This window comes from Luteococcus struthionis (genome assembly GCF_048595755.1).
Classification (GTDB): domain Bacteria; phylum Actinomycetota; class Actinomycetes; order Propionibacteriales; family Propionibacteriaceae; genus Luteococcus.
This window is the reverse complement of the sequence record NZ_CP184360.1, coordinates 2,491,668-2,504,224: the sequence shown is the minus strand read 5'-3', so window position 1 is coordinate 2,504,224 and position 12,557 is coordinate 2,491,668. Positions and strand designations below refer to the sequence as shown.

Sequence of the window (12,557 nt, the reverse complement as noted above, 5' to 3'; positions counted from 1 at the left end):
GTTAACCGCCCGGGCACGGTGTCCGTTGGGGCACGGTGTCCGTTCGGGCAGCGTCGATGCGGCTTCGGGTGGACTCTCCATCCCTTTGTGTCCGCTTTCCCCACCAGTACAGGCAAAGCACGGCAACCACTGACAGTCCACGAGGGCCGATGGCCGGTTCCCGTGCAGGGAGCCGGACATCCGCGTCTCGTGCTGATTTCAGCCCGGCGTGCCGGGGGATCTCACCACAGCAGGTTGAGCGCGGCCACCACCGTGAACAACAGCACGAGGGGGTCGAAGACCTTGCGCGATATGCGGGAGGCCAGGCGGCGCCCCAGGACCGCGGCCAGCAACACCACGGGCACGAGGACCAGATCGATCACCAGGGTCTGTGGATTCACCACGCCAGCACCAATCGCCAGCGGCAATTTGGTGATGTTGACGCACAGGTAGAACCAGGCGGAGGTGCCCAGGAAGCGACGCACGTCGAAGCCGCGGCTGAGGAAGTACAGGCTGGTCACCGGTCCGGCGGCATTGGCTGTCATGGTGGTGAAGCCGGCCAACCCGCCATAGCCCACGCTCGCCCAGCCCCCGGCCGGGGCCATGGGGCGCCGGCTGGCGCGTTGCCACACATTCAGTGCCGCCATCAGCAGCAGGATGACTCCAATGACACGACGCATCGCCAGGTCGTCGGCCACCCGCATGTAGACGGCACCCACGAGCAGACCAGCCACCACCGGCGGGGCCATGGACCGCAAGGTGGGCCAGTCGGCATCGTGGCGGTAGGCACGGATGGCCATCAGGTCTCCCACCATCAGCAGGACCAGCAGGGTGCCGGTGGACTCCTTGGCCGGCAGCGCACTGGCCGCCAGTCCGACGGCGAGCGCCGTCGACCCCGGCAGGGCCGTCTTGGACAGCCCCACGATCAGCGCGGCCAAGACCATCAGCAGCCAACCGGTCGACGAGAGGGTGATCACCCCTCCACCCTGTCATGGCAGTCTGAGACGCCGCCCTTGCCACCGGCGTCGTAGCCATCGGTCGTGACTGGCCACGACGATGGCACCCGGATAGTCGGTGAGGGAGTCCTCCAGCTCGGTGGCCAACTGCAAGGAGAAGTGATTGGTGGGCTCGTCCAACAGCAGTACGTCGGGCGGGCTGGCCAGCACGCAGGCCAGGTCCAGTCGGCGTCGCTGCCCGACGCTCAGCTCCCCCACCGGCCGGTTCTCGTCGCGGCCCGGGAGCAGTCCGAAGGTGCCCAGCGGGACCTGCTCTGCGGTCTGCTCACCCACCTTCAGCGCATAGGTCTGTCTGGCGGTCAGGTACGGGTCCACGGATTCCGGTTCCTGCTCCAACAGCCCCACGCTCAACCTCGACGCGGCACTGAGGTTGCCATGGCTCGGTGCGAGGTGGCCCGCCAGCACCCGCAGCAAGGTGGACTTGCCGCAGCCGTTGGGACCCTCCACCAACCAACGGTCGCGCGCGCCGATCGACAGACTGACAGCCCCAAGCCTCCCCTCGACGCTGACGCTGGTGGCCACCAGGACAGGGCCGGCCTGGGGGCTCTCCCCCTGCCTCCGGCCTGTGGCCGAATCGGTGTGTGCCGTGGCCGCGTCCAGACCACGAAAGCGCAGCTCCCGCGGTGGTTTGCGTACCTGCTCCTCTTCCAATCTCGCCAGGGCGGTGCGTGCGTCATTGACACGACGTGACACGACCGTGGCATTCCTGTCGCTGTAGAACTTCTGGGCCATGCGAGTCTCGCTGCGGGGAGTCCAGTTGGTGTGGCCCACCTGTTGATCCTGTTTCACCCGGCCGCGCAAGCGGTCGAGTTCTTCCTGTTCCTGCTCGTACTGCCGCTGCCAGCGCTCACGCTGGTCGCGCCGGTGGGCCAGGTACTCGCTGAAGCTGCCGGTGAAGCGCGTCAGCCCCGGTGCGGCTGCGCCCGGCCCGCGATGTGGCCTGGGTGCCGGGTCCAGATCGACCAGGCTCGTGACCGTCTCGTCCAGGAAGGCACGATCGTGGCTCGCCAGCAGCACCGGCCCCGGCCAGTCCTTGATGGTCTGGGTGACCATTTCCGTGGCGCGGTCATCAAGATGGTTGGTGGGTTCGTCCAAGAGCAGCAGTTCGCTGCGGCGCACCAGCACCCATGCCAGGGACAACCGCGCCGCCTGACCGCCCGAGAGCTCGCCGGCTGTCCGGTCCGGGGCCAACCCCGCCAGGCCGAGGCCTTCCAGCAGAAGCTCCCAGCGGTGGTCCACCTGCCAGGCAGCGGTGCGCTCGGCGGCCGCGATGGCCTCGGACAGCTGCGCGGACAAGGACTCGTCCTCGGGATGGCGTGCCATCGCCTCACCGATGCGGGAGACCTCGTCGGCGTGGTGGCGCACCGGCGCGAGGGCCGACTGCTGGATGGCGGCCATGGTGTCATGGGCGTCGAAGGGCGGCTGCTGGTGGTGGATCGCCCAGCTCTCGGGGCGGGTGATCTCGCCACCGTCCGACTCTTCAAGACCTGCCACCAACCGCAGAATGGTCGACTTGCCCCGTCCGTTCTCGCCGATCAACGCGGCGCAGTCACCGGCTGCCACGGAGAAGCTGACGTTGGTCAGCACACGTTGCGCGGCATAGGACTTCGAGACGCCGTCCAGCCGCAGATGGGTAGCTGACGAGGAAGATTCTGACGAGACGAGCACATGACCTCCGCGGGCCGGGAACGAGGAACTCCCACCCACTGTGGCCGTCAGTGGGTGGGAGCGCCAGTGATTTTTACTGTCAGCGCCGGTTGGGATGCAGCACCGCGGCCGCTCCGCCACCGCGTCGGGTGGGCTCTGCAGCGGCGGTCATGCGGCCCCGAGGACCGAACTCGATGGCCGTGAGAGCCCCGATCTCCGCCTGACTGGTGAAGGCGTCACCGGCCGGTTGCAATAGGTAGCCGATCTCACCCACGGCGGCACCGTGCTGCTCGATGTAGTCCGGCTCGGCCGTGACCTTCTCCGTGTTGCGCAGCGTCGCGCGTGGCGCTGCAACGGCCTGCGGCAACTGCATGCCCAGGTCGATCCGGTTGACGACGGTCTGCAGCACCGTGCTGATGATGGTGGATCCGCCCGGGGATCCCAGCGCCAGCACCGGCTTGCCGTCGCGGGTGATGATGGTGGGGGCCATCGACGAACGCGGCCGCTTGCCCGGCTCGATGCGGTTGGGATCAACCGGGTCGTACTCGATCGAGAAGTCGGTCAGTTCGTTGTTGAGCAGGAAGCCCCGCCCGGGAACCACCTGTCCCGAACCACCGGTCTGTTCGATGGTGAGGGTGTACTCCACCACATTGCCCCACCGATCGGCCGTGGTGAGATTCGTCGTCTCCTCATTCTCGGTGTCGGAATGGCGACCCACCTCGGCCTGACCGCCGCATGGCTCGGTGGAATTCATGTCACCGGCCTCGGCAGGAGTCTTGAGCGCCTTGCCCGGCTCGATCTGGCAGGCACGCTGGGCCGCAAAACCCTTGGAGAGGAGGCCCTTGACCGGAACCTCGACGAAGGCCGGATCCCCGACGTACAGTCCGCGGTCGGCGAAGGCCAGCGCCGTCGCGGCCAGGTAGTGGTGCTGAGCCTCTGCGCCGCTCATCGACGACAGGTCGAACTGGTCCAGGATGTTCAGGGCCTCTCCCACCGTCGTGCCGCCCGACGACGAGCCGTCCATGCCGTGCACGGTGTACCCCCGGTAGTGGGAGGTGGTGCCCTTGCCGACGGTGGTGCGGTATCCGGCAAGGTCTTGCGGGGTCAGCGTTCCGGCAGGCACTGGCAACGTGGTGTCCGCAGAGGTGCGGGGCCGTTGCACCACGTCACTCATCTGCTTGGCCAGTGGGCCGCGGTAGAAGGCTCGCTCGACACCCTGACGCCCCAACTGGCGATACGTGCGCGCAAGATCGGGATTGCGGAAGACGGTACCGACCTTCGGCGCGTCCCCGTCCGACAGGAAGAGCCGGGAGGTGGCCGGGAAGGCTTCGAAGCGCTCCTTGTTGTCGAGGGTCTGGCTACGGAAGGTCTCGTCCACCACGAAACCGCGTTCCGCAAGCCGTGCCGCCGGCTCCAGGCTCTGCCGCAGGCTGCGGGTGCCCCAGCGCTCCAGCGCATCCTTCCAGAGCATCGGCGTGCCGGGGACCCCCACGCTGGCACCGCTGGTGACCAGGTCTGGCGTGAACGGGTAGGTCTTGCCGGTGGCGGGATTGACGAAGGCCTGCGGTGTCACGCCGGCCGGCGCCGTCTCGCGTCCGTCGATGGTCGTGATGCGTTTGGTGCGTGCGTCGTAGTGCATCAGGTAGCCGCCACCGCCGATGCCGGCGCTGTAGGGCTCGGTGACCCCCAGCGCGGCGGCGGTGGCGATGGCAGCATCGACGGCATTGCCGCCCCGACGCAGGACGTCGAGACCGACCTTGGTCGCCTCGGGATCCACTGAGGCGACGGCCCCGCCATGCCCCACCGCCGTGGGGTGCTTGGCTGGTTCGGCCGGGACGGGTTGGGGTTTGCGATGCTCAGGACTGGACGCGGTGACTGCGTTGGCTGGTGAAAGGCCGAGGGCGAGGACCGACAAACAGATGCCCGCCGCCACAGTTCGTGAACGAATCTGCACGACAACCTCCTGGGGTGAATGCTCGGCAACCACCTTGTTGCCAAGGACATTGACCCCACTGTGTCAGCAGTGGCCGCCTTTGGTGAAGACCCGCGAAGCAATCCACGGATCGCGGGCACCGACCCGTCGTCCCCTGCACGCAGCTGAAGCAACAACGGGTCGGTGGCTGTCTGGCCTCAACCTCGCTCACCAGATGGCGTCGTCTCCGAAGGTTTGCAGGCGGAAGTTCTGCTGAGGGCGCTCCTCCACCACCTCGAAGGCGTAGGTCTCAGTGGTCTTCTCGCCGTACCGGTCGGTCCACTCGACCTTGGCCATGTGCATTCCTGGACTGAGATCGGAATCCAGCTTGACCCGCCACAGTTGCGGTGAACCGTCGGCAAGATTTCCCTCGACGGGGCGAGGAGCTGAGGGGCCATAGACCTGCCCGTTGTAGAGCGGGAGCCCCTGCGCTGGGACTGCCCCCAGTTTGCTTGACAGTTTCTAGGGGGTAGGTCAGGCGGCCTGGGTGGTCGTCTGGTGGACTGTTTCGAACTCTACTGGGGTGAGCTTGCCGAGGCGCCGTTGACGTCTGCGGCGGTGGTAGGACTTCTCGATCCAGGTGATCATGGCCAGCCGCAGCTCGGCTCGACTGGCCCACGGGTGGCGGTTGAGGACGTTCTTCTGGAGCAGGGCGAAGAAGCTCTCCATGGCTGCATTGTCGGGACTTGAGGCGACCCGACCCATGGATCCCTTGAGGTCATGGGTCGTCAACTCAGCCAGAAATGCGTGGGCCCGGAATTGGCTGCCCCGGTCCGAGTGCACGATGCAGCCAGCGACCCGGCCTCGGCGTTGGAGGGCCATCCGCAGGGCGTTGATCGCGATCCGCTTCTTCATGCGCGTGTCGATCGAATAGCCCACGATGCGGTTGGACCAGACGTCCTTGATCGCACACAAGTACAGCTTGCCCTCGCTGGTGTGATGCACGGTGATGTCGGTCAACCCCAACCGATTGGGGCCCTCGGCGCAGAACCGGCGCTGCACCAGATCATCGTGGACCGGCGGGCCAGACTTGGTCCACGAACCGTTCTTGACCGAGTGGAACGAGCGGATCCGCTGCAGCTTGCAGAGTCGATGGACTCGGTTCTCGCCAGCAGTGATGCCCACCTCGGGCAGGTCATCGGCGATGAGGCGGTATCCCAGGCCGGGGTCCTCACGATGCAGGTCGATCGCCGCGTTGATCAGGTGGGCATCGTCCCAGTCCCGTTGGGAGACGGGGCAGGCGAGCCAGGAGTAGTAGGCCTGGCGGGAGAATCCCAACACCCGGCACGAGACCACCACCGGCACCCGACGCTGTGTCCCCTTGGCCTGGGCCAGGTCGGTGACCAAGGGGTACATCATTGTGGGTTGATGTCACGAGACAAGTAGGCCGCGGCGCGGCGCAGGACCTCGTTCTCCTGCTCCAGCAGCCGGATGCGTTTCTTCGCCTCCCGCAGCTCGGCCGCTGACTGGCTCGCGACCGAACCGGCTGGGGCATCGGCCCGGTCGGCCTTGGCCAGCCAGTTGCGCAGACAGGACTCACTGATCCCGAAGTCCTTCGCGATCTGGCCGATCGGCGCCTCGCCCTTGCGGGCCACCGCGATCACGTCGTCACGGAACTCCTGGGGATGGGGCTTGGGCATGACATGCATCCTCTCACCAGGCCCTCACGGACCTGAGATGTCAGTGTCAACCAAACCCGGGGCAGTCCCAGATCGATCAAGAGACCGCCGAACTCAAACGCCAGATCTCCGCAATCGTCGCCGCCAACGGAACCAGCCTGACTACCATCTACGGCGTCGGACCGCTGGTCGCAGCTCGCTTCCTCGCCATGGTCGTAGACATCAACCGCTACCCGAGCCGAGACGCCTTCGCCTCAGCCAACGGCACAGCCCCCATCCCAGCATCCTCAGGCCGGAGTGTGCGCTACCGCTTCAACCGCGGCGGAAATCGGGAACTGAACCGATGCCTCTACACGATCGCCATCACCCAGACCCGAGCCGACACCCCGGGCCGGACCTACTACCAACGCAGACTCTCCGAATGCAAGACCTCGAAGGAGGCCCTCCGCTGCCCGAAACGACGCCTCTCCGACGTCATCTACGCCACCATGCGCGCCGACCAGCACCAGAGCAACAACCAGCCCGCCACCACTCCCATGAGGATCGCAGCCTGAACGTTGCACATAGAGGCCCACTCTGGAGCGGCCGAAGACGGGGTGGAGTGCAACTGCTGGAGCATCTCCCAAAATTAGTCGGGGGACGCTAACTAACCCGGGGCTTTCATGGGGAGGCGAAGGCGGCGTTGTCCATGTCGAGGTCTTCTGGATGGCGAGCATGAGAACTTCCATCATCAGGGAACGTCGAACCCTGTTACAACACGCACCACCGCGTACGAACCTACACCATCATCTGTGAAGAGCTCTCATCTCAAGCGACAAAGGCCAACGATGATGTATATGAGACTCAGGGCGGCGAGGACGAGAGTAAGCCCGTCGAATCCTGAGCCTCGTGCAATCAATCGACAAATCATCCCCGCGAGCAATATGACGCCGAGACTGACCAAGAGAATTCCGTTCGTCCTTCTGTTGTACTGCATCAGATTCACCTCGTCCCAGGTATTGACTCGCGCTCTAGGCGCGCTCAGGAGAGAATTATATGCGCCGCAGTATCTTCTGCTGGCGAATTTTCCTGTTACTGTCACTTTCGGCTTGTTGGTTGCGCGACCACCGAAATTTGAATCCTGAACTGTCCGTTTTATTTTTGATGGTAATGAGATCAGGAAATTTTGATTGCGGTGGGCTACTGGGACGTAGCCCACCGCAACCCAATGTACAGGATTCAGTTCACCTTAGGGTGTTCACTTTGCGGGGAACAGGAGCCCGGTCGTGGCGCCAATAGCACCGGCGGCAATGACGGATCCCCAATTGTCTACGCCGGGTGGAACGCAGGCCGGACGCGCGGATCGTCAGCCCTCGAGGACTGGGCAGATGAGCTCATGCTGATGACTGCCGACGAACGCGGTGCGCGTCGCATCCAGCTCGTGGACGGACGGGACAGTTCGGACATGGACGGCTTCCTCGACTTTGACGAACCCACCCGTCGGCTGATCTACCGGGACGCCCGGCAGGTACTGGACGAGGCTCACCGCGAAGAGATGGACAACGCCGCCGAGGCAGTCCTCGCGGTCATCGAGCAGACACCAGGGCTCAGCCAGAACAGCTTGGAGGCGGCGTTGAAGAACCGGGGGGACGGGATCGGCACCCCGCGATTGAAGGGGGCCGTTGAGTACCTGATCCGGGCAGGCAGGGTGCACGTTCAGGCCAAGGGGAAGGGGTTCGCCCACTACCCCGGTCCCTCCAAGGAGTTCTTGGCGCTGCAGGCCAAGTGATCCCCTCGAAGCCCGCCCCGACTGCCCGGGGCGGGCTTTGTGCACCTGGTGCACCGTGCAAGATGACCTCAAGGAACTTGCACGAATCTTGCACGAAACAGAAAATCCCCCAGTCAACCGTGGGTTGACTAGGGGTTTTGTCGTCGGGGCGACAGGACTCGAACCAAAGGACTTCACCCGCGTTCCCCCATTTGACTAGGCGTTTCCCTTTGGCCTTTGGGGAATCGCCGCGCTCCGTGGGACATACGTGGGACTTGGGTTCAAGTCTCTCACGCCCTCATGGGTGGGCGCGGGGTCGGCGTCGCGCGACCACGGTTGTTGATCCGAGGAAGGCGGGGACCTGCCAGTCCGGCCGTAATTAGCGATGAGCACGAGCATGCACGACCAGGTCAGGATCGACCGCCAGCGGGCGGCAGACATCCAGCGGATGATGTCCGAGCCCGGCGGCCGCAAGGCCGTCGAGCAGCGCTACGGCAAGGACGTCGCGTCCTCGCCCGAGTACAAATTGGCCGAACGCCGCAGGGCCGCGGTGGCGCGCGAGGAGAAGGCGCGCCGCCAGCAGGCCGCCGAGGCTTCGCGAGCGTCGCGGGCCGAGCAGCGCGAGGCCGCCACCCGCTCGCAGGCCAGGGCCGGCTCCCAGTGCGCCGTGCCCGAGCAGGGCCAGGCGAAGGCCGCCCAGCAGCAGGACAAGGCCAAGAGCGTCTCCAACCGCGAGCAGGCCCTCAGGGCCCGCGAGCAGGAGAAGGAGCGCGGCCGGGAGGGCGCGTCCCGCTGACGGCGAGCCAGCACCTGCGACGACGAAGGAGCCCCGGACCACTTCGGTCCGGGGCTCCCGGCGCGTCAGGCGTCTAGCGCCGTGAAGTCCAGGTGGTCAATGACCCGCTCAATGACGTAGCGGTCGCCAGCTGCCAGCTCGTGCAGAGAGGCGAACAGGTCCCAGCCTATCGACTTGGCCGTGGGGTCGTTCAGCACGAAGTAGCCGGGCCCCTCGTCGGCCTCGATCTCAACAAGGCCGTCGCTCTCCAGTGCTTTGACGCGTGAGGCCAAGTCTCCCCGGGTGATCTGCGCAGCTCCTTCGACCTTGGCGACCGGAGCTGCCACGGGCGCGTCACGGCCCCACGCGACCCTCGGCTCTGGTCGTCCGTGCACCATGATCAGGGTGATGACGTCGCGCAGCGACGGGGGCTGCTTGGCGATGGCGTCAACGAACGGAGCCGCACACACGAGGTTCTCGCGCGTCTCCTCCTCGTCCATGGTGTCGAAGCCGGCCAGGGCGCGCATGTTCTCCGGGCGCTTGACGACCACACCAACAGTGCTGTCGATTATGCGATCCAACGACACCATGGCTGTTCGAAAGCGCGCTTCGTGCTCGTCCTTCATCCTCTCCACACGTTCGACCGAATACTCGCCTTCCAGGTCCTTGTTGTCGATCTCCACGTGGTGATTCGGGCAGAGAAGTATGAGGTTGGCGGGCGCACGGAGAGCCTCATTGCTGAGGGAGTGTTCGCCTCTCGCTGCATCCTTCTCCACGCCGTAGATGTGCGCCGCCTGGCAGTTCCACGTCCCATTGGGCTTGAGCAGTACCTCAGCGCAACCCGGAAAGGCGCACTGGTTACCTGAGTAGAGGTACAGCTCTCGGTTCGTATTTGTCAGGGCCGGCAGCCGCCTACGTTCTTCGCTCTGCATGCCACCACGATAGAGCCGGCGAGGCCGATCTACGGGAAACGGTGGTGGCGGTGGATACTGGTCCCATGAACCATGAGACGCCAGGCGCGGGCAGGCTTCCGCGCGATCCGAAGCCGGTACCGCCCGGCAGCTCAGCGACGAGGTTTCCGGAGCTGCTGCCGGCGCGCGGTCGCCTCGACGCGCTCCGGCGGCAGCACCTCGACGTCGCGGCGCTGTCCCTCACCGTGGCCGAGGGACGGCTGTACCCGACGGACTTCCTGGTCACGTCCATGGTCCAGCGCAGCTACGGCGTCGTAGACGCCCTGATCGACGCCGTGGACACCTACAACATCCACGCCGCGGCTCCCCTGCTGCGGCTGCAGCTCGACACGCTGTTCCGCGCGCACTACGCAGCGAGCGGCCCCGACTCCGACGATCTGGCCATGAGGCTGCTGTCGGGCGAGGAGTTCCGCAGGATGAAGGATGCCGAGGGCAAGAACCTCAACGACGGACGACTGAAGGACCTCGCCGCGGCGGCCCATCCCTGGGCGCCGGCCGTCTACGACAAGACCTCGGGCTGGGTGCACTTCTCCCTGAGCCACATGGTCGCGACGGTGCAGGTCTCCGGGGAGCGCGAGCTCTCCATGGGCGTGCCCCTGCAGCCCCACGTCATCCCCGAGTCGCTGTGGCACGAGGTGTACGGGGCCTCGATCCGGGCCGCCGAGGAACTCTTCCTCTACGTCCGCGGCTGGGCCGGGCGCAAGGGAATGCCGCCGGGCGAGTTCAGGGAGCTGCCGGGCTGAGGCCCGTCCTCACCCGAAGTCGATCTGCGACATGTCGACGAGTCGCACCATGAGCCCCGTCTCGTTGATGCGCTCGCCCGCCTCGACGCCGGGCCGCGAGCCCCGCAGGAGCCGACCCTCGCCCTTGTGCCGGGGCAGCAGCTCGGTGGCGGCGATGGTCTCGGCGCGCTGGCTCTGCTGGGAGCCGCGTCCGAGGTGGTCCTGGGCCGCCCCCTTCATTCGGTCCGGTCGCTCTGTGGGTCAAGTCCCGGCACGTGGTGTAACTGTTCGTGATCCTGTGCGCGGTTAGCTGGTGAGTGCTGGCATCTGGGGTTCCTCTGGTTGGGGTTGGTGGGTGGTGGTGAGGGTCATGCGGCTCCTGGCGAGGACTTCGAGGCCGAGGTAGCGGCGGCCTTCGGCCCATTCGTCGGTTTGCTCGGCCAGGACGGCGCCGACGAGCCGGACGATCGCGGCCCTGTTGGGGAAGATCCCCACGGAATCGGTGCGGCGCCGGATCTCTCGGTTGAGGCGTTCGGTGGGGTTGTTCGACCAGATCTGCTGCCAGACCTCGACGGGGGACCGGGTGAACGCGAGGATGTCGGCCCGGGCAGCGTCGAGGTGGCCGGTGACCTCGGGCAGCTTCTCGGCGGTGTAGTCCAGCAGCCGGTCGAACTGGGCCTGGACACTGGCCGCGTCGGGCTGGTCGTAGACGGAGTGGAGCATCGCCTTCACCGCGGGCCAGAGGCTTTTCGGGGTGATGGCCATCAGGTTCGCCGCGTAGTGGGTGCGGCAGCGTTGCCAGCTGGCCCCGGGCAGGTTCGCCGCGGCAGCTTCCACGAGTCCTTGGTGGGCGTCGGAGGTGACCAGGCGGACCCCGCAGAGTCCTCGGGCGACCAGGTCGGCGAAGAACTCGTTCCAGGCCGGGCCGGTCTCGCTGGTCGCGACACGCATCCCGAGGACTTCGCGATGCCCGTCCGCGTTGACGCCGGTGGCGAGCATCACCACCGAGTTGATCACGCGGCCGCCCTCGCGGACCTTCATGGTCAACGCGTCGGCAGCGATGAAGGTGAACGGCCCAGCCTCTGTCAGGGAACGGTGGCGGAACTGCTCGACGTGCTCATCGAGCTCAGTGGCCATTCGACTGACCTGGGACTTCGACAACCGGTCGATGCCGAGGGTCTTGACCAGTTTGTCCATGCGTCGGGTGGAGACACCGGCGAGGTAGCAATCGGCGACCACCGTGATCAGGGCTGATTCGGCGCGCTTGCGGCGTTCCATCAGCCAGACCGGGAAGTAGCTGCCGGTGCGCAGTTTCGGGACCTGCAGGTCGATGGTGCCGGCGCGGGTGTCCAGAGCTCGGTGGCGGTAGCCGTTGCGTTGCGCGAGCCGTCCTGGGGTGGGCTGGTTGTACTCGGCGCCAACCACCGCATCGGCGTCGGCGGAGAGCAGGGCGTTGAGCATGGTCTGCAACAGGCTGCGCATCATGTCGGGCGATGCCTCGGTGAGCAGCTCGCCAAGAACGGCAGCGGGGTCGACAATGTGTGGAGCGGTCATCGTGATGATCCCTTCGAGGGTGCTGTGAGAGGTGAACTCGAGGATCACGCGATGACCGCCCTGTCGTCCAGAGCCAACCACCACGGTTACACCACTATGAGGGACTCAACTCCTGTAGGTGTCTCGACGGGTTCACACTCGGGACCTGGTGGGCAGCCCCCTTCAGCGATAGAGCGGATGCGAGGTCTGGGAGGCGGATAACGCTCCCGCCGGGAAGCTCATAACCAATGGTGCGCTTGAGTGCGGATCCAGATCCGGGAACCTTGACCAGTTCCCGTCCGAGATATCGAGGCGACCAGGACTCCGATCAGGAACCATCAGGTCGACAGTCTCACCATCGCGCAGAAAGCGATGGAACGGGGCGGCCGCATCGACCGACTCGTGGGGCGTGAAGCCGAGCCCCACCAACGCAGCGGCGTGCGTGGCATAGGTGGAGGTCTGCAACTCTACGACGATGTCGGCATCATCAGTGGGCCGCACATGCGTGATCCCGGCCAGATGCGCGTGGCAGTGCACCATCAACCCGCCCACCAGAACCCAACCGGCCGATCCAGC

At 66.0% G+C, this 12,557-nt stretch carries 13 protein-coding genes; 4 read left to right on the top strand and 9 right to left on the bottom strand.

Annotated elements, in window-relative coordinates; genetic code table 11:
- Nucleotides 1-221 precede the first annotated feature (221 nt).
- From ACOAMO_RS11565 to ACOAMO_RS11545, 5 genes are all read right to left on the bottom strand, one after another.
- Nucleotides 222-956: a sulfite exporter TauE/SafE family protein gene (locus ACOAMO_RS11565; protein ID WP_420174928.1), complete on the bottom strand. Its 735-nt coding sequence runs from the start codon at nucleotides 954-956 to the stop codon at nucleotides 222-224.
- A 12-nt stretch (nucleotides 957-968) separates the two neighbouring features.
- A complete protein-coding gene (locus ACOAMO_RS11560) occupies nucleotides 969-2,663 on the bottom strand; it encodes an ABC-F family ATP-binding cassette domain-containing protein (protein WP_420174927.1) in 1,695 nt (564 codons plus the stop codon).
- Nucleotides 2,664-2,742: 79 nt separating this feature from the next.
- Nucleotides 2,743-4,596, bottom strand: coding sequence for a gamma-glutamyltransferase (ggt, locus tag ACOAMO_RS11555; RefSeq protein ID WP_420174926.1), 1,854 nt, complete (start codon nucleotides 4,594-4,596; stop codon nucleotides 2,743-2,745).
- 186 nt (nucleotides 4,597-4,782) lie between these two features.
- Complete coding sequence (locus tag ACOAMO_RS11550) at nucleotides 4,783-4,911, bottom strand: hypothetical protein (RefSeq protein WP_420174925.1); 129 nt, start codon at nucleotides 4,909-4,911, stop codon at nucleotides 4,783-4,785.
- Nucleotides 4,912-5,088: 177 nt separating this feature from the next.
- A protein-coding gene (locus ACOAMO_RS11545) for an IS3 family transposase (RefSeq protein WP_420174924.1) occupies nucleotides 5,089-6,254 on the bottom strand; the annotation gives its coding sequence in 2 pieces (ribosomal slippage) (nucleotides 5,089-5,975 and nucleotides 5,975-6,254; 1,167 coding nt in all).
- Between the two features lie 32 nt (nucleotides 6,255-6,286).
- On the opposite strand from ACOAMO_RS11545, the gene ACOAMO_RS11540 reads away from it, so the two are divergent.
- From ACOAMO_RS11540 to ACOAMO_RS11530, 3 genes are all read left to right on the top strand, one after another.
- The gene (locus tag ACOAMO_RS11540) at nucleotides 6,287-6,787 is read left to right on the top strand and encodes a transposase (RefSeq protein ID WP_420177023.1); all 501 of its coding nucleotides are present in this window, start codon (nucleotides 6,287-6,289) and stop codon (nucleotides 6,785-6,787) included.
- Nucleotides 6,788-7,614: 827 nt separating this feature from the next.
- Nucleotides 7,615-8,001, top strand: a complete 387-nt coding sequence (locus ACOAMO_RS11535) for a hypothetical protein (protein ID WP_420174923.1) — start codon at nucleotides 7,615-7,617, stop codon at nucleotides 7,999-8,001.
- Nucleotides 8,002-8,377: 376 nt separating this feature from the next.
- Entirely contained in the window at nucleotides 8,378-8,776 is a 399-nt protein-coding gene (locus ACOAMO_RS11530; RefSeq protein ID WP_420174922.1) for a hypothetical protein, read from the top strand.
- A gap of 65 nt (nucleotides 8,777-8,841) precedes the next feature.
- On the opposite strand, the gene ACOAMO_RS11525 is transcribed toward ACOAMO_RS11530, so the two are convergent.
- The gene (locus ACOAMO_RS11525) at nucleotides 8,842-9,687 is read right to left on the bottom strand and encodes an HNH endonuclease (RefSeq protein ID WP_420174921.1); all 846 of its coding nucleotides are present in this window, start codon (nucleotides 9,685-9,687) and stop codon (nucleotides 8,842-8,844) included.
- Nucleotides 9,688-9,752: 65 nt separating this feature from the next.
- Between ACOAMO_RS11525 and ACOAMO_RS11520 the strand changes: the two genes are divergently transcribed.
- Nucleotides 9,753-10,469 (top strand): hypothetical protein, encoded by a 717-nt coding sequence (locus ACOAMO_RS11520; RefSeq protein WP_420174920.1) that lies wholly within the window; start codon nucleotides 9,753-9,755, stop codon nucleotides 10,467-10,469.
- Nucleotides 10,470-10,478: 9 nt separating this feature from the next.
- Here the strand turns inward: ACOAMO_RS11520 and ACOAMO_RS11515 are convergent, their stop codons facing one another.
- The 3 genes from ACOAMO_RS11515 to ACOAMO_RS11505 all read right to left on the bottom strand — a co-directional run bounded on the left by ACOAMO_RS11515 (nucleotide 10,479) and on the right by ACOAMO_RS11505 (nucleotide 12,533).
- Nucleotides 10,479-10,688, bottom strand: a complete 210-nt coding sequence (locus ACOAMO_RS11515) for a hypothetical protein (protein WP_420174919.1) — start codon at nucleotides 10,686-10,688, stop codon at nucleotides 10,479-10,481.
- Nucleotides 10,689-10,754: 66 nt separating this feature from the next.
- Entirely contained in the window at nucleotides 10,755-12,002 is a 1,248-nt protein-coding gene (locus ACOAMO_RS11510) for an IS256 family transposase (protein WP_420174918.1), read from the bottom strand.
- Nucleotides 12,003-12,164: 162 nt separating this feature from the next.
- On the bottom strand, nucleotides 12,165-12,533 hold the full coding sequence (locus ACOAMO_RS11505) for a hypothetical protein (protein WP_420174917.1): 369 nt from the start codon (nucleotides 12,531-12,533) through the stop codon (nucleotides 12,165-12,167).
- Between the last annotated feature and the right edge of the window lie 24 nt (nucleotides 12,534-12,557).